Raw genomic sequence first — 26,658 nt, forward strand, 5'->3', positions numbered from 1 at the left:
GATGTGACCGGCATATACCCGCAAGCATCCGACTGTCGTCGCCACGGCGGGCAACCCCATCTTACCCGGCAAGTGGAAGCCCATTTGTGCCGTGGCGCGCAATCCGCGCATCATCAGGTGGCGCCGGTTCAGGCAACCCTTTATCCACCATCTATTTACGGGATCGGAGTACAGGCCAGCCGCACTGGGACCAACCTAAAAATCGTAAACACTTTGTGGTCGGCTTTTTGCTTGCTAGAACTTTTTCAAGGGCACCATCGATAGGAATGGGCTACATATTCAGCCCTCATGTACCGTCACCCCTTCCAGCCTTCCTTTTTCAAGCATCTCCAGCAACACCGCACTTTGTTTCTCGGTCGGAAACTTGGAGGGGAGCTGCATGGCCACCCTTAATGCACTGTCTTGCTTTGGCGTGAGGAGGCCCTTCTCAATCAGCGACCGATGGATACGAGCCCATTCTGTTGCGGACACTGCAAGCACTTTTTTCTGTGTCTCAATACCGTTATCTATTCTCTGTGTCTGCTTTGCCGACCGAATAGTAGCGGTTTGCTCATCGAGTGAAATCAGTCCAGCGTAAAATTCGGCTGGAAGAGAATTCGCTATAGCTTCGACACGGGCCTGTATCCTTGCCCAGCATGCATCTTTCTTGCACCACTCGGAAATATTGGAAATACCCTGCGGGGGTCTGATGACATCATCATTCACAGCTGTTGACACGACTGCGATGGTCTTTTCAAGTGCAGGGCTAACTTTCTGCATATTCCAGACATCCAAAAAATCTATATTTGCATTTCGCAGCTTCGTGATATAGCCGAGTAGCGCCAATGTATAGGCTACAATGTTTGCACGGTACCCACCGTTGTACCAAGACTGAGCAGAAACAATTCGTTCTGTTGCACGGAACATTAGAGCTCTAGCGATAGCTCTCTTGAAGTAAAACTCATTGAACTCGTCGGATGATTTATCCCATTCCCCCCCTATCCGAGCGGCATAACGTGCAAAATTCTTCTGAGAACCAAGATTTACCCACTTGGGATGGTCATCCCAAACATTTTCGAATTTCGCAAGATCGGTTTTAGTGAACATCTGTTGCTTCGGATGCTCAGCTTTAAATTTGCGCTGTTCCATAGGGGTAAGTTTCGACTGCGCATCGGCATATTGGCCGCGTGCTCGCTCGTAGAACCATCGGGTCTCACGTTGCAATCCTTGTTGCGCAGGAGCCCATATACGGCGTGAGAACTCTTCCATTCGAACATGGAAAGGGTGATTTGAGAAAAAATCTGCAGCATTCACCTTATTCTGGGTATTTGCATACTCTGATATTTTTGGTACAACCGCCTCACTTTGAAGACTATCAATGACAGACAGCTTCATTTGAACAAATATCTGGGACAAATCAGCCTTGTCACGCTTGCGTGTATGAAACAGTGATGCCGTCGTCTGTCCGCCATTGACAATTTGAAGGTCCACAACTCTTGTAATTACAAGGCCAGAAGTCGTCATCACTGTTTCAACTTCCTGCGCAGTAGCAGTTATCCCATTGTTGTAAGCAAAAAACATGCTTGGCTCATTCAAGATCGAGGCCCTGATCCCTTTATTCACGTTGCCGCGAGCCTGCAGAAACGTACGCACGTTCTGCTCAAGCAAGCGAGCACCGAATTTTTCGTACAGGGTTGCCAACACATCTGCAGGCATGACCATGAGATTGGATTGATAAGCATCGGTTCCCAAGTGAGCAGGAAGGCAGGGAATTCCTTTACCAAACATCTGCATGAAATCGATATCAAGTGGTTCTTTATGGTTTCGAGAACTTCTCTGACGATGCAGGCGTGAGATATCCCAAATGTGATAAATCGTTGGTATACCAGCAACTATTGCATCGGATAGGGTCTGGATTTTCTCGCTGAGTATGCGTTCGGAAAAAAGGATCAGATTAATCTGCCGTAGAGTGGTAATTCGCTCCTCAATTTGCTTGGCGAGACCAAACTCCGGTGATGTCACCTCCAAATCTCTAGCTAAATGCTTATTGGCACTTGTTTCGAAGAACTTGGAAATTCGTTTAAATGCCGCAGTTACATCCGCTTTGTTGAGGGTTGTTAGCTCATTCCTTGAATCAAAATCAGCAATAAAAAGATCTAGAACTCCTTCATCATTAAACCAGAACCCATCAACACGCATACCACGCTGGGCCCGGTAATGACAGAGTTCGAAACCTTCAGTAAAACCGGTATCGATCAGCTCAGCTGCAACAGCTTCCATGAATTCGTCAAGCTGAAACCGACCATTGGCTTCAGCTCCAGCTAACAACTCTTGCCGAAAGTTGTGGAAGAAAACCTCAGTGGTTGTGTCCATTTAGTACCCGCTAAAAATATCTGTTTGAGCACAAGAAAATGGCTCGATGTCCTCCAACATAAGGTCGTAAGTCACCTTGGTTACGCCCTGCGGTAATTTAGACCTTATCAGCCGCGGAAAGTCGGCGGTAACATGATATCCCTGAGCACCACTCACAACAAAAGAAGGCGTGTCATATTCAGCAAGCGGCGCATAACCCACATTTGCTAGCTTATCCATGAACAGCTCGATAGCCTCGGAATCCATCAGTTCGTCCTTTATCAGCGTGACTATACCATTCAATGACAAGGAGTGTTCGGAACTAGGCATATCGCTAATACGCTGCGTCAGCAAAAACAATTTATCAGAAAGCGATTCAAGTTGATCCTCAGAAGAAATTCGAACAGTGCTGCGCTCACGACAGGAAAGTGACTTAACTTCTATGGCACGGTTACCAAAAATGAAGTCATGATGAGAATCATCAGGCCCACACCAAGCATCAACAGCTACAGCCTGTGGGAGAGTTTTGTGATAAAGCGTTCGAAGGATATGAAGTTCTCCAAAAAGGCCACGAACCTCCTCCGATGAAAGCAGCCTAGCATTACGGCCAGCCAAGAATGCTTTCCAACGTTTTAAATGGGCAAGTGTAACTGCAAGTGCTATCGCAGGATCAGCAACATTTTTTAGACTGGCTATTAATGTTTCGCAAAGGCCATGAAATAGGTCACTATCGATATGACGCGCCAGCGTAAGAATAAGGCGCTGCCGACCGGTATCATTAGAATTGCGAAGATCAATACCAATGCCATGCACTGAGAAAATATCCCGGCGAAACTGTGCGATGTGGTCGCCGCCAAGCTCAATAATTAGCAGGCATTGCGAGCTCGGATCTCGGCCCCAGTAAATGGGGATACCAGTGGTTCCAGCAACACGCAGGACACTGAGATCTGCCGACGGAATCGGTATGCCATCCCATGGAACAATTTTATTCATCGTCATAATCCTCATCGGCGTCAGGATTATCGTCTAGAGACCCGTACATTTGCTCCATCCAAACCTTGTTGGCTATGACTTCAATCTCGACGCCGTACAGACCATCAGGGTAGCTTAACCCCCATGCAGGAACCCGAACTCCCGCCAATTCCGCCTTATCGGTCGGCTCCAGGACGTGAAGCATTAGTAAAGGCTTGTCACGCACTACCCGATAATGAATGTCCGAAGGGCCTGTCGCTCTACTCTTAGAGCCCTCCGTTGCCAGTTTTTCTGCAGCCATAATCTGCTCCGGTTTGAGACCGAGCTTTTCGTCACCTCGACTGGCAACACGGTACCCCGAAACACGCCATTTGTCCGACGTTGCATCTTCAGCAGTCCGCTCCTGTACCCCGAGGCGAAATCTATCAAAATCGACTGGCCCCTTGGAAATCAAAAGAACATCACCTTTCGGATACTGCGCCGAAATGGCTCGAAGATATTCAATTGCAGACATTTTCCTCTGCCTTGCATCTTTATGCGACTTAAACCGAAGTAGAAACTCTTCAATTCTCTCAACATCCACATTAGGGATAAACAAGCCCTTTTGCTTCGTGTCTTCAATCACTCCGCCAAAACCGTTTCGCCAGTATTCTTCGATCAGAGCCTCGTTTGCAGCATTGATCTCTGGGTTTAGGGGAAGGTCGTAACTTTCGACAAGGAGGCCGGTGAAATTCTGATTTAGAATGACTTTTTCACCGTTGCGCATCTTATTTGCAGCAGTTACTAGCAGACTATCGGGATGGGATTTGATATAGAGACCAAAATCTTTAGGGCTCATCTCAGCCTGTCGCATTCGGGTAATCTGTTGGCGGAGCTCGTCTGAAGCGAGCGCTATATGCTTGTACCAGTTGATAGAATCAGTGGACAGCCAAACACGGCAGATATCCTCATAGCCCGGCCGATAGCCAAACCAGCGCCCCATTTGCATCAGCGTGTCATACATCTTTGTATTGCGGTACATGTAGCTGATAGTCAGCCCCTCAATGGTAAGACCGCGTGAAAGACTAAGACCGCCAATAGCAATCGCGGTCAAGCCAACCCCATCCTTTTCATACTTTGCAAAATCCAGAATTTCGTCGCTTTTACTGTTAACCACATAGGCCCGCATATGCTCAAAAACACACCAGAGCGCGGCTTTTACTTCCTCCCAGCAGTAATGCTTCCCACCCTGCTCATTGCCTGCGAATTCAGCATCGAACACCGATCGTAGCCTCGCCATATGTCCATTTTTCGCTGATGTAGATTCCGGCATCATGTAGTTTGCCTTCACTGCTTCGCGTATCCGCTCTAAGCGAATTTCTATGAAACTTTTAACTTCTTTCTGCACGGATACAAAACGCGATACATTTATCAGCATCGAGCAGTGCTTTCTTTTCTGCCCACGAAGATTACGTATAGCTCTTGCGATAATAAATTGATCGAGGGCGTGGTAAAGGCTGGGTGGCAGCTCTAATGCAGGAAAACCATTCTTATGCGATAGAGGAAGATAATTTTCACAGTCCGTAATCTTCCTGATAATAGCATCGCTGCTTTCATCGTTCAGAAAAACCTTGTCAGGGCCAAAATAAGTTGTTGGCGCATCCAGTGCATGAATGAAGTCTTTGGGAAATAGCTCTTCGTAGGCCTCCTTATCGAAGGCATCTGGATCTATGAATATGTTTGCAAACGGGGTGGCAGTATATCCGATATAGCAGTTTTTAGTGAAGAGACGTAGTATTTTTCTTATCCACGAGTTGGTCGCTGTTGGATTAATATCTGGCTTATTTGTGTTGATCGAGGCATTGTCAGCCTCATCATCAATGACCAGCATGGGAACGTCGGCAATTCGGTCCCTTCCTTTTGCATTCAATTCACGAAGCCAGACGTGTAGAGCCTCGAGAGTTTTCACATTTTTCTTGATGACGATAATGACAGGTTTTTTGAAATCGTTAAGCTGAGCACCACTTCTGTCAGCCATCTGCTTATTGAAATCTGAAATGATATTAGTGAGCGTCACAGGATTAGGGTAGCTTCTATCAAGCCCGACTCCGATACTCACACGGTCTGCAGGATCGCTAGAACGTCCAACAAATCCTTCATCAACACGCTGTTGAGTTTGCTTACGAAGATTATTATGAATACCAGCAATGACAATGATAAATTTATAACCGGCATCAGCCGCTTTTGCAATCACCCCCATGTAGTTAGCCGTTTTTCCGGACTGAACATGACCAATAACAAGACCACGACGGCTCCAAGCATCTTTACTCGTAGGGTCTTGAAGCAATCCAAGAATTTTTGAAGCATCACCATTTAGGAGGGTGTTTACTACTGTTGGCTTCCAACCTTGGCTTCGTAGATATCCACCATAAGCATCCCCATATATACTTATGATATCTCGTTTATGAATCCAATCCTCATCATGAGGCGCATTAACGTCAACAAGAGATACACCTGCGTTCATCCGTGATGGCATTATAGCCTCAGCCTCAGAGATTATATTATGGAGAGGACCAATGTATCCAATTAGAGGGGCCAGCCCTGCGGCTTTTTCGGCAATATCATCATACAATGGGAGTTCTTCTTGATCATCAAAAGCACCAATCAATGCTGCTAGTAAAACTTTTGCCTTATCATTCTGGAGCGTCATAAAAATTCCTTTTTTATATATTCCTCAACGATAGAACTATGATCTTCAAATAATTTAATTGACCTAACCACATCCCGAAATACCTCGACATTACCAGTAAGCTCTCCCCAGAGTGCTTTTTTTAGGTCATGAAGATGCCCCTGTATCTCTTGTATTGAAAAAGTCTGCTTCACCTCTACCTCTCGAGGATTGGCTGAATAATCTGAATACACCATTTCAACAGGTAAAGATGTGGATATTGCAGCAAGAAGAAGATCAAGATGACGAATACCTTCACCATCGAGCCGCTCTTTAAGTTTTTGTACAAGAAGATGTGAGATATTCAGCGAATATCTAATCCCTTTTTGATCTGCATACCGCTCCCACAATGGAGAGCTAATATTATGGAAAAGTTTTTGTCCACGTCCTCGGTGGACTGTTACACTGCGAGCAGTGACCTTCGCAAGAATCTGACGTAGACGTTCACGTACAGCATGAGGCGGACGAGCTCGCGACTTCTTGATATCGATAGTCCATTCTTCATCGAGAGTGTTTGGGAAATCAATTTGTACCCGCGCCAACTTGGTGGTTTCTCCTTTAGGTACAATACGAAACCAATCGCCCCATGCCATCAGGCGCCCATTTCTATATACATAGCAACCTTGGTTGGAAATAAAATCACTGCGATCTTGGTAATAGTCATATTCGGAGGCTGACAAGCGACTATGATGTGGCAAAATGAAAGGCTGCAGGCGAACTTGAGCATCGCCAATGTACACAACCTCTTCAGGAAGAATCTGAGTGGCAGGATTTTTTCTGCAGAAAGGATCGAATGCTGTAATCGGATGACCATTTATGCTGAGTGAAATCTTGGAATATCCCTTTATCTCTCCAGAAAGAAAACGATGAAATACAAGGGAAAGATGCCTGCCAACAGCCTCCAGTTTTTCGTGGACGATTTCATCCCGGCGAGCTCCGACTTCATATTCCATCAATCTATCCAGCTCACGCCAGATGACTACTGTACCAGTGTCGCCAAGCAACCCAATATGGGGCAATGTTTCAATCTCAGCAGGCTCCAGAATTGATAGAAGCCAGTCGTCCGATGCATCAATGCGATCTAGATTCCATTCCGCGCCAGATATGAGTCCTTGCTTGATGCTAACTACGGTTAGAGAGCGACATTGTGAAAAAGAAGCAGTTTTCAAGCCCAAGCCAAAGCGGCCAAGATCATGCGATGAGCGTATCAGACCGGGATTATGCGTTCCATGACGCATAGCTACCAATAACTCATCTTCGGTCATACCTCCGCCATTATCGAGAATTACCACTGCCGGAGATGTTGATGCAACATCACAAATAATCTCGATCTTACTGGCACCAGCAGAAATACTGTTATCTATCAAATCTGCAATAGCTGTTTCGAGCGAGTAACCTATATCTCTCATAGAGGCAGACAAACACGCTGCACTTGGTGGATGTTGTCTTACGCTAGCCATCAGATAACCTTCTCTATTTTACCTTACAATCTAGCAACACAATCCATTACCCTTGCAGAATGCTAAATACGACATCAGCTATTCTGCGCGCAAGTAATGGGGGAACAGCATTTCCAACCTGATGATACTGCTGAGTCCTTCCTCCTTGGAAGAAATAGTTGTCAGGAAATGTCTGTAAACGTGCGGCTTCTCTCACTGTCAGACTACGACACTGTCTTGGATCGTAGTGGATGAAATAATGACCATCCTTCGAGATATGACTAGTGATTGTCGTTGATGGTGCATCAGCCAACTGAACTCTGAATCTGTCAGAAAAATTGCCAGACTCCCAGTTTTTATGATCTGGAGCCAGTCCAGGCAGGCAAAAATCAGCATGACCTTTAGGTGAGCGCCCATGTTTTTCCGCAAAGCATGCTGCAAATCCGTAACGAGCCAAGTCATCTATACGATGACCTCTAGTTTCATGATTCAACCAGACATTCAGCTCAGCATCTAAATACCAGTCATCGTACTCTCTGATATTAGTGAACCCATCTTTGTCACTCTTTCTACTCCGTAGCCCACCGGTATTTCGTGCATTCAAATGCTTTGCGGCATCGGAAAGTTTTGTAGCAAGTGGTGTTATCTGCGCAGGGCCATTCAACGCGGAGACACCAAGTGACTTGAGCTCATTTCTTACCAACGATTCCCAGTTTTCATAAGAATCATGTTGCTTGCTTAGCTTGCTGCGTAATACAGGCAGGCTTCCAATAACCTGTTTTACCGTCACAGGATTGGTTCTGGATAGCTTGGGCAAGTCAGTTAAGGAGTGATTACCACGAATGCCAAGCAGAATCACCCGGTGACGAGCTTGTGGAATGCCGTATTCCTCTGATTGAATGATGAACTTTCTGGCATCAATCTCCTTGGGGTCATCGCCATCCCTGAATACCTCGTCACTGACAAGCGAAACTATCTGGTAACGCAAACCATCATCGGGCATATCCAATGCGGCATTGGGGTTTGCCAGATCTCGCAGTATCTGATGAAAAATGAAATCCCCATTTATCTTTGAAGATAGAATGCCTTTGACATTCTCCATGACAAATATATCCGGCCTGTTTCTTTGAATAATCCGCAGATACTCTTTGTACAAAAAGTGCCGATGATCTTCTTCCGGCTTGTAATCGGATTTGCCCTTGTTTCTGGAACGCCCCGCAAGAGAGTATGCTTGGCAGGGAGGCCCACCAATCAACACCCATGGCTGAGATTCGCTTCTGTTTTCAAGCGCCTTGGTAATTGCCTGATCAAGTCGTTGATTGCCAGATTCACTGCCGATCTCCAGAGACATGGCTTCCAAACCAGCCTTTTCCCATAGATCAATGGTCTGTTCGGTAAATGCTTGTTCAGCTTCACCATTGCAATACCGGTAATAGTCCTGAAGGCAATCTCGTCGATGATTCTTGAGCAGACGATAAAAGGAGCGAAGTCTCAAGGTTTCACGTGCTATTGGGTCCTTCTCCGCGGAAACCCTAATCTCGAATGCCTTGCCATCGTTGAGAGATGAAAAACCTTCACCCAAACCACCTGGACCGGCAAACAAATCGACAACGGGGATGGATGATGAAAAAATGCTCATTGAAAATTACTGTGTTTTTGATCAGGCCACAAAGATACCAGGAAGCTCGCCAAGCAGGAAGCAAAAGCATGGATGTTGTCGATACTACAACCCGTTCAGCCATGATGGCTGGCATCAAAAGCAAAAACACACGCCCTGAGCTGACACTGCGCAAATATCTTCATGGATTGGGATTTCGTTTTCGAGTGCATGTCAAAGAGCTTCCCGGTAAACCTGATATCGTTCTTCCCCGCTACCGGCTCTGCATTTTCGTTCATGGCTGTTTTTGGCATCGCCATCCTGGCTGCCGCTTTGCTGCAATACCCAAAAGCAATACCGAATTCTGGCTGCACAAATTTGTGACCAATACCGCTCGTGATGAACTGGTTGAAAAACAGCTGCATGAAGCTGGCTGGCGAGTGTTCAGGATTTGGGAGTGCGGACTCAAAAATGCCGATTTTCAGACATTGGGCTGGCTGCCGGAACGGATCAGAGGAACAACTTCTTTTCTTGACTGGCCTGAGTTCGAAAACCTCTGAGTACCCTCTAGTCATGGTGCTCACGCGAACAGCTCGCCAAACTACCGCAATCTTGCCCAAAACCCCGGCTAAATTATCCAGTTGCATAATAACCATGCGGCCTTGCGGTTGTTTAACTGGCCCTAACGTCAGATAATACCGCCCGCCTTCAAACCCCGATAACCCGACTTTCAGTGACGGTAATTGATGACTGAGTACCTGCTTTTATTGATCGGCACCGTGCTGGTTAACAACTTCGTGCTGGTGAAATTCCTCGGCCTCTGCCCCTTTATGGGAGTCTCCGGCAAGCTGGAAACCGCCATCGGCATGGGGCTGGCGACCACCTTCGTGATGACCCTCGCCAGTGCCAGCTCCTATCTGGTGGAGCACTATATCCTGCTGCCGCTGGATATCGCCTATCTGCGTACCCTCGCCTTTATTCTGGTGATCGCCGTGGTGGTGCAGTTTACCGAGATGGTGGTGCGCAAGAGCAGCCCGACCCTCTATCGCCTGCTGGGGATCTTCCTGCCCCTCATCACCACCAACTGCGCGGTGCTCGGGGTGGCGCTGCTCAGCATCAATGAGCGACACGACTTTATCCAGAGCGTGATCTACGGCTTTGGCGCCGCCACCGGCTTCTCGCTGGTGTTGATCCTGTTTGCCGCCATGCGCGAGCGTCTGGTCGCCGCCGATGTACCCGCGCCGTTTCGCGGGGTGTCGATTGCCATGATCACCGCCGGTCTGATGTCGCTGGCCTTTATGGGCTTTACCGGCCTTATCAAGATATAACCATGATCCATATTCTCTTTGCCATTCTGGTGCTCACCCTGCTGGCGCTGGCGTTCGGGATTATCCTGGGCTTTGCCGCCGTCAAGTTTCATGTGGAAGCAGACCCCATCGTCGATCAGCTCGATGCCCTGCTGCCCCAGACCCAGTGTGGCCAGTGCGGCTATCCCGGCTGCAAACCCTACGCCGAGGCGCTCGCCAACGGCGATCAGATCAACAAGTGCGTGCCCGGTGGCGAGGCCACCATGCGCAAGATTGCCGATCTGATGGGGGTGGAGCCCCAGCCGCTGGGAGGCAGTGACGAGGCCGCCGTGCCGGTCAAGAAGGTCGCCTTTATCCACGAAGATCAGTGCATCGGCTGCACCAAGTGCATTCAGGCCTGCCCGGTGGATGCCATCGTCGGCGCCACCAAGGCGATGCATACCGTGATTGCCAACGAGTGCACCGGTTGCGATCTCTGTGTCGATCCCTGCCCGACCGACTGCATCGAGATGATCCCGGTGCCCACCACGGTCGATAACTGGAAGTGGGATCTCAATAACGTGCATGTTCCGGGCAAGATTCCGGTCAAGATAGTGGAATAAACAGCGGAGCAACCATGCATTCCTTACTCGAACGTATCAAAGCCGGCACGCTCTGGGACTTTCACGGTGGCATTCACCCCGCCGACAACAAGCTGCAATCAAGCCAGAGCCCGGTGGTAGACGCCGGTCTGCCGCCGCGCCTCATCATTCCGCTGCGCCAGCACGCAGGCCCCGCCGGCGATCTGCTTGTGCAGGTGGGCGACAAGGTCAAAAAAGGGCAGCCGCTGACCCGTTATGCCAAGGGGCGGGTCGTCCCTGTCCATGCCTCCACCTCCGGCACCATCACCGAGATTGGCAACCACACGGTTGCCCACCCCTCCGGGCTCGGCGATCTCTGTGTCATTCTCACCCCGGATGGGGAGGATGAGTGGGGCGAGCGTAACGGCAAAGCCGATTACTGGAATCTGGAGCGGGGCGAGCTGCTCGAGCGCATTCAGCAGGCGGGGGTAGCGGGCCTTGGCGGCGCCGTGTTCCCGACCCACAGCAAGCTCGACGGCCGCGGCCAGCTCACCGAGATCCTGATCGTCAACGGGCTGGAGTGCGAACCCTATATCACCACCGACGATCGGTTGATGCAGCAGTATGCCGACGAGATCATGGATGGCATCCGGGTGCTCAAGCACCTGCTCAAACCGAAACTAACCCTGATCGGGGTGGAAGACAACAAGCCCGAGGCGATCGAGCAACTGACCCGTCACGCCACCGACGAAGATGTGCTGGTCAAGACGGTGCCGACCAAGTACCCCTCGGGCGGTGCCAAGCAAACCATCGAGCTGCTGACCGGCCGTCAGGTACCCAAGGGGGGCCGCGCGGTCGATATCGGCATCATGGTGCTCAACGTCGCCACCGTGTTTGCCATCAAGCGCGCCATTATCGACGGCGAGCCGCTGATCGAGCGGATCGTCACCCTCACCGGCGACAGCTTCAAGAAACCCGGCAACGCTTGGGTGCGCCTCGGTACGCCGGTGCGCTGGCTGCTGCAGCGTTTCGAGCTGCAACCGGAAGCGGAGCAGCGGGTGATCATGGGTGGCCCCATGATGGGCTTTACCCTGCCCCACGCCATGGTGCCAGTGGTCAAGGCCACCAACTGCCTGCTGGCGCCGACGCAGGCCGAACTGCCCGCCCCCGGCCCGGAGCAGCCCTGCATCCGTTGCAGCGCCTGTGCCGATGCCTGCCCGGCTACTCTGCTGCCGCAAGAGCTCTACTGGTACAGTCGGGCCAAGGAGTATGACAAGGCCGAGAAGCTCAACCTGATGGACTGCATCGAGTGCGGCGCCTGCGCCTGGGTCTGCCCGAGCGAGATCCCGCTGGTGCAGTACTACAAGATCGCCAAAGACGACATTCGCGAAGCCCGTGCCGAGGCCGAAAAAGCCGAACGAGCCAAGCAGCGTTTCGAGGCCAAGCAGGCCCGTTTCGAGCGGGAGAAAGCGGCCCGCGAAGCGCGCCATGCCGAAGCCGCCGCCCAGCGCCGTCAGACCATGACGGCCGCAGGCGGCGAAGATCCGGTGGCAGCCGCCCTCGCCCGCATCAAGGCCAAGCAGGATGCCCCCATCACAGCCATTGCCGCCACCGCCGAGGGCTTGCCTGACAACAGCGCGGTGATTGCCGCCCGCGAAGCCCGCAAACGGGAAGCGGAGGCGCGCCGCGCCGCCAAACTGGCGGAAAGCGCAAACAGCGAAACAGCCGCTGCGCTGCAATCCACCGAGGCGGTTGACCCCGCCAGCGATCCCAAGAAAGCAGCCATCGCTGCCGCACTGGCCCGCGCCAAAGCCAAGAAAGCCGCTCAGGCTGGCGATAGCGCCGAGCCTGTGACTGCCGAAGCCGTTGCTGCCCCTGCGGTAGATGCTGATCAGCAAAAGGCAGAGGTTGATCCGAAAAAAGCGGCGATTGCCGCCGCCATCGCCCGGGCCAAGGCCAAAAAGGCCGAAGCCAGTGGCGAACCGGTAAGCGCAGCCAACAGCGCGGTAGCAGACGCAGGCTCGCAAGGCGATGCGCCATCTGCTGCCAGCGAAGCAGTTGATCCCAAGAAAGCGGCTATCGCTGCTGCCATTGCGCGGGCCAAGGCCAAAAAGCTGGCGCAGCAGGGCGACAGCGCTGAGGGCGATCTGACTGCAACCGAAGGCACCAGCGAATCCGCTGCAAGCCAAAGTGATGCGCCATCTGCGGCCAGCGAAGCGGTTGATCCCAAGAAAGCCGCTATCGCCGCTGCCATTGCCCGCGCCAAGGCCAAAAAGCTGGCCCAGCAGGGCGAGAGTGCCAGTGCTGAAGGTGCGCAGAGTGAGCCAGCTGCCAGCGCGCAGCCCCGCGACGATACAGTAGCCAAGAGCGAAGTAACCACCAGCCAAAGCGATACGGCTGCAAGCGAAGCGGTCGATCCCAAGAAAGCTGCTATCGCCGCTGCCATCGCCCGTGCCAAGGCCAAAAAACTGGCCCAGCAGAGCGCAAGTACCAGTGCTGAGGTAGAAAATGCAGGTGCTGGGGTAGAAAGTGCCGGAGCTGAGGGTGAGCGCGCACCGGCCGAGCCGATGCAAAGCGATGCAGCCAGCAGTGAGCAACCACTTGCCGTCACTGCCGCGCCTGAAGCGAGCGCCCCTGCGGCTGACGCCCCGGTTGATCCGAAAAAAGCGGCCATTGCAGCCGCCGTGGCCCGCGCCAAGGCGAAGAAGCTGGCGGCCGAGGCAGCCAGAGCCGCAGAGACCGCCGCTGAAGATGCCCCGTCAGCCGACCGAACAACCACAAGGTAATCGACAGACTCATGTTCAATATTGCGACTGCGCCGTTTGCCCATAACCGCAAACAGACCCGAACCCTGATGCTGCTGGTGATCCTGGCCTGCGTGCCGGGCTTGCTGGCCCAGACCTGGTTCTTCGGCTGGGGCTCCTTTATCCAAATCCTGCTGGCGCTGGTCACTGCGCTGCTGTGCGAGGCGCTGGTGCTCAAGCTCCGTGGCCGCGCCATCAAGCCAGCCCTGATGGATGGCAGTGCGGCGCTCACCGCCGTGCTGATCGGTCTCTCCCTGCCGCCGCTGCTGCCGTGGTGGATGCTGGTGGTGGGTACGGCCTTTGCCATCATTGTCGCCAAACACCTTTACGGCGGACTGGGCCAGAACCTGTTCAACCCGGCCATGGTCGCCTATGTGCTGCTGCTGGTCTCCTTCCCTGTACAGATGACCAGCTGGCTGCCGCCGGAGAGCGTGCGCGCCTACAGTCTCGGCTTTGGCGATGCGGCGTCGGTGATCTTCACCGGCTTTAGCCTCGACGGCTACAGCATGGCCCAGCTCAAGCAGGGGGTGGATGGTCTCACCATGGCGACTCCCCTCGATACCCTGAAAACCGGCCTGACTCAGGGGCTCACCACCGGCGAGATCCTGAGCGGCCCGCTGTTTGAGGGTTGGGGCGGCATCGGCTGGAGCTGGGTCAACCTCGGCTATCTGCTGGGCGGCCTGTTCCTGCTGCAACAGAAGGTGATCAACTGGCGCATTCCCACCGCCATTCTCGGTGCCCTGCTGGCGGCCTCCACCATCGGTTATCTGGTGAGCCCGGATGCGACCGCCACGCCCATGTTCCATCTCTTTAGCGGCGCCACCATGCTGGGGGCCTTCTTTATCGCCACCGATCCGGTCAGTGCCTGTACCACGCCGCGCGGTCGACTGGTCTATGGCGTGCTGATCGGAATGCTGGTCTACATCATTCGCCGCTTTGGCGGCTATCCGGATGCCTTCGCCTTCGCCGTGCTGCTGGCCAACCTTTGTGTGCCGTTTATCGACAGCCTGACTCGTCCGAAGGTATACGGAGCACGTCGCCAATGACCAAGACGATAACGCCGAAACGTATCGAGTGCTGCTGGCCAACCTCTGCGTTGCCCATTTTTATCGACACGCTGACTCGCCCGAAAGTGTATGGAGCTCGTCGCCAATGATGTTTCTGCCCTTTTCCCCCATCACAGCTGACGGAGCCCGGACATGTTAAAGAGCATGCGCAAGAACGGCCTTATTCTGGCGATGTTCGCGCTCGGCTGTACCGCGCTGGTGGTACTGACCAACGAGCTGACCAAGGATAAAATCGCCCACCAGCAGCAGCTGGAGAAGCAGCAGACCCTCTCGGTATTGCTGCCGGAGGGGAGCTATGACAACGATCTGGTGGCCAGCTGCAAGCAGGTGACCAGCAGGAAGTATCTGGGCAGCGATCAGCCGCAAGCCCTCTATACCGCCAGCAAAAATGGCGTGGTAACCGGCTATGCATTGGAGGCGATCGCGCCGGATGGTTACAGCGGGGCGATCCGCATCGTGGCGGGCTTTGATGCCAAGGGCACCATCACCGCAGTGCGCGTGCTCGCTCACAACGAGACCCCGGGCCTCGGTGACAAGATCGAGCTGAAGAAATCGGACTGGATCAACAGCTTTGCCGGAAAATTCCTGACCCATGACAACGAGCCCCAGTGGGCGGTGAAGAAGGATGGCGGCGAGTTCGATGCCTTTACCGGCGCCACCATCACCCCGCGAGCCGTGGTCAAGGCGGTGAAGAACCTGCTGAAACTGCAGCAGGAGCAACCCGAACTGCTCAGCAACGCCCCGGCTTGTCCGGCGGCGAACTAACGGAGTCGAGCCATCATGAACCAGATGGAACAGATTGAAACGGGCGCTGCCCCGATTGCCGAGCTGGAAAGCCGCAAGGGCGAGCTCAAGGAGCTGATGAGTCAGGGGCTGTGGAAGAACAACCCCTCGCTGGTGCAGGTGCTGGGGCTCTGCCCGACCCTAGCCGTCTCCTCCACCTTTACCAATGCGCTGGGGCTGGGCCTTGCCACAATGGCGGTGCTGGTCTGCTCCAACCTCGCCGTCTCGCTGGTGCGCAACTGGGTGCCGAAGGATATTCGCATCCCGGTCTATGTGATGATCATCGCCTCGCTGGTGACCAGCGTGCAGCTGCTGATGAACGCCTACACCTATGGCCTCTATCAGGCGCTCGGCATCTTTATCGCCCTGATCGTCACCAACTGCGTCATCATCGGCCGCGCCGAGGCCTATGCCTCCAAGAACCCGCCGCTGCTGGCAGCCCTCGACGGCCTGATGATGGGCCTTGGCTTTACTCTGGTGCTGCTGGTACTGGGCGGCATGCGCGAGATCATCGGCATGGGCACCCTGTTTGATGGTGCCGAGCTGCTGCTGGGCGAGTGGGCCAAATCCCTGCGCATCGAGCTGTTCCACGCCGATGCCAGCCTGCTGCTGGCGATTTTACCGCCGGGCGGCTTTATCGGGCTGGGACTGCTGATCGCCGCCAAGAACGCCATCAACGACTGGCGGGACCGCAAACAGGCCGCTACCGTGGCCCACTGCAACGTTGCCCCAGCCCGCGTCCGGGCGACCGAGCTATGATCGGACGCAAGGCATGAACAATCAGAAACGCAGAGAGATCCTCGAGCGGCTGCGGGAAAACAATCCCCACCCCACCACAGAGCTCAACTTCAACTCGCCATTCGAGCTGCTGATCGCCGTGCTGCTCTCGGCACAGGCGACCGATGTCAGCGTCAACAAGGCGACCGACAAGCTCTATCCGGTGGCCAACACCCCGAAAGCGATGCTGGATCTCGGGGTGGACGGGCTCAAGGAGTACATCAAGACCATTGGCCTCTTCAACACCAAGGCCGAAAACGTCATCAAGACCTGCGCTATCCTGCTGGAGCGCCACGGTGGCGAGGTGCCGGAGAACCGCGAAGCGCTGGAAGCCCTGCCGGGCGTCGGCCGCAAGACCGCCAACGTGGTGCTCAACACCGCCTTTGGCTGGCCCACCATCGCCGTCGATACCCATATCTTCCGGGTCTCCAACCGCACCGGCTTTGCGGTAGGCAAGAACGTGGATCAGGTGGAGGAGAAGCTGCTCAAAGTGGTACCCGCCGAGTTCAAGCTGGATGTTCACCACTGGCTGATCCTGCACGGGCGTTACACCTGTCTGGCTCGCAAGCCCCGTTGTGGTTCCTGTATCATCGAGGACTTGTGCGAATACAAAGAGAAGGTCTATCCAGAGAGCTGAATGACTGGGCGCCACAACCGTCCTACCTGTCTCGCTCGCAAACATCCGCTGCAGTGGTTCCTGTATCATCGAGGACCTCTGCGAGTACAAAGAGAAGGTCTATCCAGAAAGCTGATGGCCTCGCAACCGAGATTGAAAGCAGTACACATCACCAACCCGGAGAACTGAGCAATGAGAATTCTGCATACCATGCTGCGTGTCGGCGATCTGCAACGCTCCATCGACTTCTACACCCGCGTCCTTGGCATGAAGCTGCTGCGCAAGAGCGAGAACAGCGAGTACAAGTACACCCTGGCTTTCGTCGGTTACGGTGACGAGAAGGATGAAGCGGTGATCGAGCTGACCTACAACTGGGGGGTGAGCGAGTACGAACTGGGCTCTGCCTACGGCCACATCGCGCTGGAAGCGGACGACATCTATGCCACCTGCGAAGCGCTGCGCGCCGCCGGTGCCAAGATCACCCGCGAGCCGGGCCCGGTTAAAGGCGGCACCACCGTGATCGCCTTCGTCGAAGATCCGGACGGTTACAAGATTGAACTGATCGCCAAGAAAGATGCCGGTACTGGCCTGGGTGACAGCTTCTAAGCTACCCGACTCCCGCTGCCGGATGGCAGGATCAAAAAAGAGCGCAGATGCGCTCTTTTTTATGCTTCTCTGACCGGGCCGCAAAGCTAGATCTCGCCATTGCGCCCCATGCTGATCACCACCCGCCGGTTCTTGGCACGACCCTGTTCGGTTTCGTTGGAGGCAACGTGCTGCTTCTCGCCATGTCCCTCCACCGAGATCTTGCCGGGATCTATCCCCAGATCGACAAACACCTTCTTGATGGCATCGGCCCGCTTCTCGGAGAGTTTCAGGTTCGGCCAGCGGCCGCCATAGCTGTCGCTGTAGGCGTCTATCACCACCACGTCGATGCTCTTGTCCGCCTTGATAAACTCGCTGATCATCGCCAGCCGCCGCTTGGAGGGGATGGAGAGCTGATCGCTGTTTTTGTCGTAGGTGAGCACGCTAAAGGCGATGTCGTTGAAGCTGTAGGGCAAGAGCCCGCTCAGACAGTCTATAAAGGCCTGATATTTCACCCGAAAGTTGACCGACGAGAGGGACACCCGCACCGCGCGGTTTTGGCGATACCAGTCCCGATACTGGAAAGTGGGCATTCGCCCCCCCTCCAGCTCGTCGAGCATGGTCCAGGCAGTCTGCCCCTCCACCAGCCCATCGAACTGCTGATAGAAGCGCAGTTGGCTCACTTCTCGCCCGGCTATCCCCGGGCGCCATACCGGCGGCATGATGCCAAGGCTCACCGTCTGGGTCTGGGCCTGCGGCCGCTTACCCTTGAGCTCGAAGTCGAGGTTGATCTTGCGCCCGGCGCGGCTGACAAAGGCCCCCGTGCCCCAGTTGGGAATGGGGTGCTCGAGGCGACACTCAATCTGGGTATCGGAGGTCAAACGCCAGACGGATTGATCCAGACCGGCACCAAATTCGGTGACCCCAGCCTGTAACTGCATACTCACGGATATGCTGACCAACCCCAACACCCAAGCGTTCAATTGCTTGCCCTCCACACGATCTCACAAGGGGTATCGGCCAGGGAGGGACAAGCTTTAGCGCAAATGGATCAGTGGGGAGAGGCTCTCTCCAGCAACTTGAAGCTGGCAATTCGTCCAGCCAGCTCCCGTGCCAACTGATCCAGTTCGACACTATTCTGCTGCAGGGTGACCGAGTGCTGGCGATGGGCCTCGTACACTTCGCGGATGGTCATTACGTTGTGCTGGATATCGTCCGTTACGTAGCGCTGCTGCTCGGTTGCGGTAGCCACCTGTGCCGTCATGTCACTCACCTTGCGCACCTCATTGACGATGTCGGTCAGCTCGTGACCCGCCCGCTGCGCTTCACTGACACTGAGGCCCGCCTGCTCGCTGCCCGACTGCATGGCCACCACCGCCTGAAGGGCTCCAGCCCGCAAACGGGAGAGCATCTGTTCGATATCATCTGCCGCCTGCTGGGTACGGGCAGCCAGTGAACGAACCTCATCGGCGACCACGGCAAAGCCGCGCCCCGACTCACCGGCACGGGCTGCCTCAATGGCGGCATTGAGGGCCAACAGATTGGTGCGATCGGAGATCTGCTTGATGAGGTTGAGTGCCTCGACGGCGGACTCGGTATCCTGATGCAGGTTGTTGACCAACAGCCGGGTCTCGTCGAGGGTGCCAGCCACCTGCTCGATGGCGGCGATAGTCTGATCCACCTCCTTGTCCCCCTGCCGGGCACGGCCAATGGCCTGCTGGGTCGCCAGTGAGGTCTGAGTCGCATTGCGAGCAATTTCGGCCACCGTTGAAGCCATTTCCGTTGCGGCGGTGGCAACCAGTTCAACCTGACCGACGCCACGCACCACACCTTCATTCACTTCGGCAATCACCTCGCTGGAGTTGCTGGCACTACGGGTCAATATCTCACAGGAGCGGCGCACCTCCAGCAACAAGCCTTCCAGATGCTGCAGAAAGTGGTTGAGATCCCGCGCCAATGCCCCAAGCTCGTCACCCGATTGCCAGTTGACCCTCACCGTCAGATCATTGTCATTGACGAGCCGTGAAAAGGTGCGATGCAGAGCGACGAAGCCCAGATGCACATCCCGCAGCACCTTCCAACTGATGAGGGTAGTCAACAGCAGGCAGCACAGAACCGCCATAGCCCCCCACCAGAAGTTGCGCTGACTATCTCCCTGCATCTGCTCAACCCGTTCGAACAACTGCTGGAAGAGCTGATCTTCGCCCTGTTTGAGCTGGTCGATCTTCTCGGTGCTCACGGCAAACCAGCGCTCCGGATCGACGCCAAAGCTCCCCTCGGTCATCTTGCCCAGGGCGAGCTGCTCATATTTCGCGACCTCTGCCATCACCGGACTCTTCTCAATTTGCTCAAGCAGGCGTCGCTGCGGCTCGCTTGCCACGGCGCGAAAACGCTCCAGATAGCTCTGCTGGGCAGCGAGCAGGGACATAAATTGCTGCAAGGTAGCCGGGGTGAAACTCCCTTTGGCAAAGACATTGCTGAGGGTCGCCCGCTCCATCCCCATACGCTCCTTGTTTTGCAAAAATGCGGCGTAGGCATTGGTCTGCAAGGCAATAGCGGCATCCTGGCTACGCAGACTAATCTCATCCACGACCTTGAGCAGAGAAGCAATCAACTGGCTATAAAAGGCGACCTGACGCGGGGCCTCTATGGCCAGTTTGTCCACCTGATTGCGGATCCCCATCAACTCGCGCAAAGCCAGATCCACCTGCTCGTGGGCAACCCCCCTCTCCAACCCCTGAAAGCGATGAATGGCTTCATCAACCTGTTGCCGCTGACGTGGCAGGGCATCTGCAAATTTGCGCCCTTCAGAGCCGATAAACCCCGCCGACATGCCACGCTCCTTTTGCAGCTCGTGCACCAACTGGGCGCTGCGTTCGACCACAGCCAGCTGCTGCAGGGCTTGCGTCATCTCATGGGTCACCCGATATCTGTCGTATGCGTAGTGGCTGGCGAAAAACAGCAGCGCCAATAACGGCAGGCAAATTGCCAGCAACATCTTGCCGGCCAATCCGAGTCTGTTCATCCCGCACTCCTGTCATTTTTATCAACGCGTTGATTATATCCGGCCTGCTCGCTTATGCCGCTGACGACATCTGCCATTGGCCAGAACCATGAGCTGCATCAACCATTTTCTGTAGATGGCCACGCAGCCCCCCCATAGCCCAGCCCAATGGTCAGGTCGAGACAGCCAGAGAGAAACTCGCTACAGTAGATCAGGGCGACAGGAGGTCGCTTGTTTGGGGAATCCAGCCATGAAACACCCGCTCTGCCCGCTTTACCGTCTGGGTTGCGCCCTCTTCGCGGCGACCCTGCCCATGGCGTCACTCGCGGCCAGTAACAACCTTGACGATCAGGAGGAGGACTGGGCGCAAAAACGGGCCAATGCGGTGATCTCGCTGATGACTTTCAGCGTGGTGCCGGACATCACCGCCAGCAACCTGGACATCGGCAGCAGCACTGGCCAATCTTCTGCGCTCAACATGGGGCAACTGGGAGGCGGCGCAACCCTGAGCGAAGCCGTGCCCATCTATCTGGAGGGGGCGCTGGGCTACAGCCGCTACGACCCCCAGTTTGTGATAAGCAATGGTACCGAGAGTCGCACCATACCGACCAAGTGGAATAGCCTGACCGCTTCGGGCGGGATCGGCTGGGATGTCACCCTTCACAAAGATCCGCGTGGCGGCCACTGGGTGCTGCGCCCCATAGCCAACGTCTCGCTCGGTACCATGGCCAGCGACCTGCGGATCGGCAACTGGCTGCTGGATCGTACCAAGGGCTACTCGCTGGACTTTCTCGATGGGGGTCAGCTCAATATGTACGGGCTGGGTGGCTCGCTGATGCTCGATTACGAACTCTTTTCACCGGCCCAGGACATAGATGCCGAACTGCGCTACTCCTATCAGCACCTGCAGAGCTTTGGCGGCACCTCGACCAGCGTCCGTGGTCACGCCGAGGCGGAGAACCTCGGCCTCTATCTGCGCCGCCGCGCCCCGCTGTTCCACTGGATCCTGCTCGACAGACCGGTGCGCTATGTACTGGAGGGGGCTCATACCGCATATCTGGGGGAGCAACGGGGGTTGCTTGGCTTTGACTCCCTCAACTCCATCGGCGCCGGTCTGGAGCTGGACAGCAGCAAGTACGACATCATTGTCACCCGTACCCGGCTGGTTGCCCGCTACATGTTCAGCCACAACACCAGCGGTTATTCCATCGGGCTGGCCATGAGCTTCTAACCCGGGCTGCCAGAGGGCCACCCTCCGAGTCGCATCATGCAGCTATCACCGCCACCATAAAAAACGCCAGCCTTGCGGCTGGCGTTCTCATTGGGGTTGAAGTGACTTATTTCAGATCGAAACGGTCATTGTTCATCACCTTGACCCAGGCCTTGACGAAGTCTCGGACGAACTTCTCCTTGCCATCTTGCTGGGCATAGACCTCGGCGTAGGCACGCAGCACCGAGTTGGAGCCAAACACCAGATCAACCCGGGTAGCAGTCCACTTCACCGCACCGCTCTGGCGATCCACGATCTGGTAACTGTTGCGGCCAGTCGGCTGCCAGCTATAGGCCATGTCGGTCAGGTTGACGAAGAAGTCGTTGCTGAGCACACCGACCCGGTCGGTAAAGACGCCGTGGGCCGACCCGCCATGGTTGGTGCCAAGCACCCGCATACCGCCGACCAGCACAGTCATCTCGCGGGCGGTAAGCCCCAGCAACTGGGCTCGGTCGAGCAGCATCTCCTCCGGCTGCACCTTGTAATGTCCCTTTTGCCAGTTGCGGAAACCGTCGTGCACCGGCTCGAGGAAGGCGAACGACTCGGCATCGGTCTGCTCGGCGCTGGCATCGCCGCGGCCCGGCGCAAAGGGAACGACGATATCAACGCCGGCCAGTTTGGCCGCCTGCTCTACCGCTGCACTGCCCCCCAGCACAATCAGGTCGGCGATGCTGACCGGCTTGCTCAGGGAGGCCTGCAGGGCGATCAGGGCGTTGAGCACCTTCTCGAGGCGAGCGGGCTCGTTGCCTTCCCACTCTTTCATCGGCGCGAGACGGATGCGAGCACCGTTGGCACCACCGCGATAATCGGAGCCGCGGAAGGTGCGGGCACTGTCCCATGCGGTGGCGATCAAATCGGCTGGCGCCACGCCGCAGGCCAGCAGTTTGGCCTTGATCTCACTCACCTCTTTGTCAGAGAGCTGGTAATCCACCGCCGGAACCGGATCCTGCCACACCATGACTTCGCTCGGCACTTCCGGCCCCAGATAGCGGCTGCGCGGCCCCATGTCGCGGTGAGTCAGCTTGAACCAGGCGCGGGCAAAGGCGTCGGAGAAGAGCGCCTGATCCGCGGCAAAGCGCTCGGAGATCTCCCGGTATACGGGGTCAAAGCGCAGCGCCATGTCCGCATCGGTCATGATGGGGTTGCAGCGGATGGAGGGGTCTTCCACGTCCACCGGACGATCTTCCTCCTTGATGGCGACGGGCTCCCACTGCCAGGCACCGGCCGGGCTCTTCTTGATCCACCAGTCGTGGCCCAGCAGCATCTTGAAGTAGCCGTTGTCCCAGCGGGTCGGGTTGCTGGTCCAGGCACCTTCGATCCCGCTGGTCACCGTATCACGGCCGATACCGCGGCTCTCGTGGTTGATCCAGCCAAGCCCCTGTTCGTGCACATCCGCCCCTTCGGGGGCTGGTCCCAGTTTGGCTGCGCTGCCGTTGCCGTGGGCCTTGCCGACGGTGTGGCCACCGGCGGTGAGGGCGACGGTCTCTTCGTCATTCATTCCCATACGGGCAAAGGTGACGCGCATGTCGTGGGCGGTTTTCAGGGGATCGGGATTGCCATCCACCCCTTCCGGGTTGACGTAAATCAGCCCCATCATCACCGCGGCCAGCGGGTTCTCCAGATCCCGTTCGCCGCTGTAACGGCTCCCTTCGCTACCGCTCGGTGCCAGCCACTCCTTCTCGGAACCCCAGTAGACATCTTTTTCCGGATGCCAGATATCCTCGCGGCCACCGGCAAAGCCGAAGGTCTTGAGCCCCATGGACTCATAGGCGACGTTGCCCGCCAGGATCATCAGGTCAGCCCAGGAAATCTTGTTGCCGTACTTCTGTTTGATCGGCCACAGCAGACGGCGTGCCTTGTCGAGGTTGCCGTTGTCAGGCCAACTGTTGAGGGGGGCGAAGCGCTGGTTGCCGGTGTTGGCACCGCCGCGCCCGTCGGTAGCGCGATAGCTGCCGGCGGAGTGCCAGGCCATGCGGATCATCAGGCCGCCATAGTGACCCCAGTCTGCCGGCCACCAAGGCTGGCTGTCGGTCATCAGGGCATGCAGATCTGCCTTGAGGGCATCGTAATCGAGGCTGTTGAAGGCATCGGGATAATCGAAAGTCTCATCCATCGGATTGGTCTTGCTGTCATGCTGGTGCAGGATGTCGAGGTTGAGGGCATTGGGCCACCAGACTTGATGCTCCTGGCTGGCAGAGGTATTGGCACCGTGGGCAAAGGGGCACTGACCGGCCCCGCTAGCGTGTTTGTCCATCTATCAGATCCTCATTGTGGTCATAATGACGGCGAAACCCTTCGCTTCGCAGTAGAGACTAGCCTACCCCCCACTAGTCACTTAAAAAACCGAATAAAAAAGTTCAATTCAATCTGGTTTTGCGATTGAACTATCTCGTCACCGGGTAACAAACAGAACAATGCAGGCGCTTGCAGAGTAGTAGTGGCATAGATCACACACGCTTGTTGAACCCACTGTTAACATGTTGCCATTGCACATCAGACGACAGCGTTGAAATGGACTTCACACCCGTTATTGCGGTTCTGCTGGGCCAGCTCTGGTATCTGCTGCCCCTGCTGTTGCTGGCCACCCTGATCAAAACGCCCAGGTTCAAGGGGATGGTTGGGGAGGCATTTATCAACTTGGGCATCCGGCTCTTTCTCGACAAGCGGGAGTACCACCTGCTCAAGAACGTGACCCTGCCGACCCCGCAGGGCACTACCCAGATCGATCATGTGATCGTCTCGCGCTTCGGGCTGTTTGTGATCGAGACCAAGAACATCAAGGGGTGGATATTTGGCAATCCAGCCCACAAGAGCTGGACCCAGCAGCTCTATCGCCGCAGACATACCTTTCAAAATCCCCTGCGCCAAAACTATCTGCACCTGATGACGCTCAAATCCTTGCTGGGTCTTGCTGATCATCAGCTCCATTCAATTATCTACTTTATTGGCGACTGCACCTTTAAAACCCCCATGCCGGATAACGTGATGAACCGTGGGCTTATTCGCTATATCAAGAGTAAAACCACGCAGGTGTTGACCTCTGCCGACGTCACCAAAGTGATCGACAGCATCCAGCGGGGACGACTGGCCGCCAATTGGCAGACCCATAACCAGCATGTGGCGCAGTTGAAAGCACGTCACAGCGAGGTTCCCCACCCACCTTTATCCGTAGCTGCAATGCCTGTCGTCAATCAGGTGGTGAACGCCGCGCCCACCATCACCGAATCGAGCCCTCAAGCAAATCCACTATGCCCCAGATGCGGCAACCCGATGGTATTGCGTACCGCCAAACGGGGGGATAACCGAGGCAATCGGTTTTGGGGATGCAGTGGATACCCCAAATGCAGATCCATTGTAAATCTCACGGGGAACAGCAAGGCATGAACAGCCACACAAGGGAAACTCACCTGACATCAAGGGCGGCCAATTGGCCGCCCTTGATACTTCTTAGCGAATCGTCGCCATCTGCCGCACGCATCGCTGTTCTCTGTCATCCACCCGCTTGGCAAACCAGGCGGTGGTGAGGTTGCGGGTAATTTTCGGGCTCTTTAGCTGAATGCCGGGCAGGATGGCGCGGGGCAGTCGCTTGCCCGCTTGCTTGTCGGCCAGGCTAAAGATGCGATGGTAGAGGTCGGTCTCGGCAAATTCGGCGGTATCCCCTTTGCGCAGGCTCTGGTGGATCGCCTGTTTGCTCATATTGACCCGGTTGGCGAGGGTGTAGACGGCAAGCTCGGTATTGCCCGGCAGATCCGAGTCATAGCGGATCAGATCCCCGTCCAGCGCCAGAGTTTTGCCACTCAAGCGGCTGACGGCGGCCTGAAAAGCGGCATTGCGGCTGGCGTACCAGCCGGCGTTGAAATCGGCAAAGCGGTAGAGGGTATCCGGGTAGTCGGCGGGATAACCGAAGATATGTTTGGTGCCAAACCAGATGCCGCCGCGACGGGTAAAGACTTCGTGGCGGATGGAATCCTTGATTGGATAGGGGTAGCCACGGGCGTTGGCCTCGGCAAAGGCGATGCTCACCTGCATCGGACCGCCGGTATGCACCGGGTTGAGGTTGCCAAACAGCGTCTTGCCCATCGGCAGCATGCTGATCATGTCTTCGAAAATTTCGCTCATCTCCCGCTCGGTACGCAACTTGTCGATCCGCTCGGCGTAGCTCTTGCCGGTGGGCGAGTTGATGGAGAGCGCGGCCCGCACCATAAATTCGGGGATCAGCAGCTTGGCTGCCCGTGAGTTGATCTCTTTCCAGGCGATCTTGCCAAGGCCCGGCACCACGGGGTCGGCCTGATAAGTAGCTTCCTGCTCCGCCACCGCCAGCACGCTACAGACATTGTGATCATTGACCGTCACCCCCTGGGTGGTGAGCGCCGTCACCACGTCGTTGGCCCACCCCTGTTTGTCAGGCACCTGACGGGGCAAGAAGCGCACGATGCGGCTCTTCATATCCGCCGGTTTGCGCGGCTGCATGGCAGGCGGCGTTTTGGGGTTGCTCACGCTCGCCTCTTTGGTGGGCGCGGAGGCGGGATCACTGGCACAACCAGCCAGCAACAAGGCAGAGCAGAAGGCAAGAAGACGACAGGAAGGCAAAGCGGTCATAAGCATGTCCATTTTTTGTAGGCCCTACAGGCAGCGCCGCTGGCACTGCACTGACAAGCAAAGTGGGGCCATTGTAGAGGATTGCCTGCTGCAGTTGAAACCCGCGCTCGCAGCATCCCCTCCCCTTGCCAGCTTTTACCACCCCACGCGCCATCCGTTGTCTGTGTAGTGGTCTAATCATCCCGGACACCATTTTAGGTGGTACAGTCGCCACCATGACCTGAGGTGTTCAATGACAAG

General features: G+C 55.4%; 20 protein-coding genes. 11 read left to right on the plus strand and 9 right to left on the minus strand.

Annotation, left to right across the window (positions count from 1 at the left end; all coding sequences use genetic code 11):
* Positions 1–279 precede the first annotated feature (279 nt).
* Genes G5195_RS13140 through G5195_RS13160 form a run of 5 tightly spaced genes read right to left on the minus strand, consistent with a single transcriptional unit; the run spans position 280 to position 9,088 of the window.
* Complete coding sequence (locus G5195_RS13140) at positions 280–2,352, minus strand: AIPR family protein (protein ID WP_421223689.1); 2,073 nt, start codon at positions 2,350–2,352, stop codon at positions 280–282.
* A complete protein-coding gene (locus G5195_RS13145; RefSeq protein WP_421223688.1) occupies positions 2,353–3,324 on the minus strand; it encodes a PD-(D/E)XK motif protein in 972 nt (323 codons plus the stop codon).
* Positions 3,317–5,992, minus strand: a complete 2,676-nt coding sequence (locus G5195_RS13150) for a Z1 domain-containing protein (protein WP_421223686.1) — start codon at positions 5,990–5,992, stop codon at positions 3,317–3,319. The genes G5195_RS13145 and G5195_RS13150 overlap by 8 nt, the downstream gene beginning before the upstream one ends.
* Positions 5,989–7,470: an ATP-binding protein gene (locus G5195_RS13155; RefSeq protein ID WP_421223684.1), complete on the minus strand. Its 1,482-nt coding sequence runs from the start codon at positions 7,468–7,470 to the stop codon at positions 5,989–5,991. The genes G5195_RS13150 and G5195_RS13155 overlap by 4 nt, the downstream gene beginning before the upstream one ends.
* Before the next feature lie 46 nt (positions 7,471–7,516).
* Positions 7,517–9,088 carry a DNA cytosine methyltransferase gene (locus G5195_RS13160; RefSeq protein WP_421223683.1) on the minus strand — a complete coding sequence of 524 codons (1,572 nt, stop codon included), beginning with the start codon at positions 9,086–9,088 and terminating at the stop codon, positions 7,517–7,519.
* 68 nt (positions 9,089–9,156) lie between these two features.
* Here G5195_RS13160 and G5195_RS13165 point away from each other — a divergent pair, with 68 nt between their 5' ends.
* From G5195_RS13165 to gloA, 9 genes are all read left to right on the plus strand, one after another.
* Positions 9,157–9,606 (plus strand): very short patch repair endonuclease, encoded by a 450-nt coding sequence (locus G5195_RS13165; RefSeq protein WP_421223681.1) that lies wholly within the window; start codon positions 9,157–9,159, stop codon positions 9,604–9,606.
* A 186-nt stretch (positions 9,607–9,792) separates the two neighbouring features.
* A complete protein-coding gene (rsxA, locus tag G5195_RS13170; protein ID WP_005337600.1) occupies positions 9,793–10,374 on the plus strand; it encodes an electron transport complex subunit RsxA in 582 nt (193 codons plus the stop codon).
* A gap of 2 nt (positions 10,375–10,376) precedes the next feature.
* Positions 10,377–10,955: an electron transport complex subunit RsxB gene (gene rsxB / locus G5195_RS13175; RefSeq protein WP_005350799.1), complete on the plus strand. Its 579-nt coding sequence runs from the start codon at positions 10,377–10,379 to the stop codon at positions 10,953–10,955.
* Positions 10,956–10,969: 14 nt separating this feature from the next.
* A complete protein-coding gene (gene rsxC / locus G5195_RS13180; protein WP_421223679.1) occupies positions 10,970–13,699 on the plus strand; it encodes an electron transport complex subunit RsxC in 2,730 nt (909 codons plus the stop codon).
* Positions 13,700–13,710: 11 nt separating this feature from the next.
* Complete coding sequence (rsxD, locus tag G5195_RS13185; RefSeq protein ID WP_042056553.1) at positions 13,711–14,763, plus strand: electron transport complex subunit RsxD; 1,053 nt, start codon at positions 13,711–13,713, stop codon at positions 14,761–14,763.
* Between the two features lie 153 nt (positions 14,764–14,916).
* A complete protein-coding gene (gene rsxG, locus G5195_RS13190) occupies positions 14,917–15,549 on the plus strand; it encodes an electron transport complex subunit RsxG (RefSeq protein WP_005359614.1) in 633 nt (210 codons plus the stop codon).
* 15 nt (positions 15,550–15,564) lie between these two features.
* Positions 15,565–16,326 carry an electron transport complex subunit E gene (locus G5195_RS13195; protein WP_005337608.1) on the plus strand — a complete coding sequence of 254 codons (762 nt, stop codon included), beginning with the start codon at positions 15,565–15,567 and terminating at the stop codon, positions 16,324–16,326.
* A gap of 13 nt (positions 16,327–16,339) precedes the next feature.
* Positions 16,340–16,981, plus strand: a complete 642-nt coding sequence (nth, locus tag G5195_RS13200; protein ID WP_421223676.1) for an endonuclease III — start codon at positions 16,340–16,342, stop codon at positions 16,979–16,981.
* 171 nt (positions 16,982–17,152) lie between these two features.
* A complete protein-coding gene (gloA, locus tag G5195_RS13205) occupies positions 17,153–17,566 on the plus strand; it encodes a lactoylglutathione lyase (RefSeq protein WP_005337610.1) in 414 nt (137 codons plus the stop codon).
* A gap of 86 nt (positions 17,567–17,652) precedes the next feature.
* Here the strand turns inward: gloA and G5195_RS13210 are convergent, their stop codons facing one another.
* Together G5195_RS13210 and G5195_RS13215 are read right to left on the minus strand one after the other, a co-directional pair.
* On the minus strand, positions 17,653–18,528 hold the full coding sequence (locus tag G5195_RS13210) for a flagellar protein MotY (protein WP_005337611.1): 876 nt from the start codon (positions 18,526–18,528) through the stop codon (positions 17,653–17,655).
* 68 nt (positions 18,529–18,596) lie between these two features.
* Entirely contained in the window at positions 18,597–20,570 is a 1,974-nt protein-coding gene (locus tag G5195_RS13215) for a methyl-accepting chemotaxis protein (protein ID WP_421223674.1), read from the minus strand.
* Between the two features lie 292 nt (positions 20,571–20,862).
* Here G5195_RS13215 and G5195_RS13220 point away from each other — a divergent pair, with 292 nt between their 5' ends.
* Entirely contained in the window at positions 20,863–21,780 is a 918-nt protein-coding gene (locus G5195_RS13220; protein ID WP_421236215.1) for an autotransporter domain-containing protein, read from the plus strand.
* Between the two features lie 106 nt (positions 21,781–21,886).
* Here G5195_RS13220 and katG read toward each other — a convergent pair whose 3' ends face one another.
* Positions 21,887–24,073, minus strand: a complete 2,187-nt coding sequence (gene katG, locus G5195_RS13225; RefSeq protein WP_421223673.1) for a catalase/peroxidase HPI — start codon at positions 24,071–24,073, stop codon at positions 21,887–21,889.
* A 257-nt stretch (positions 24,074–24,330) separates the two neighbouring features.
* Here katG and G5195_RS13230 point away from each other — a divergent pair, with 257 nt between their 5' ends.
* Positions 24,331–25,203 (plus strand): NERD domain-containing protein, encoded by an 873-nt coding sequence (locus tag G5195_RS13230; protein WP_421223671.1) that lies wholly within the window; start codon positions 24,331–24,333, stop codon positions 25,201–25,203.
* A 63-nt stretch (positions 25,204–25,266) separates the two neighbouring features.
* On the opposite strand, the gene G5195_RS13235 is transcribed toward G5195_RS13230, so the two are convergent.
* Entirely contained in the window at positions 25,267–26,418 is a 1,152-nt protein-coding gene (locus G5195_RS13235) for a DUF1615 domain-containing protein (protein ID WP_421223669.1), read from the minus strand.
* Positions 26,419–26,658: the final 240 nt, after the last annotated feature.

This window comes from Aeromonas sp. 601039 (genome assembly GCF_049174415.1).
GTDB classification, from domain to species: Bacteria; Pseudomonadota; Gammaproteobacteria; order Enterobacterales; family Aeromonadaceae; genus Aeromonas; species Aeromonas veronii_A.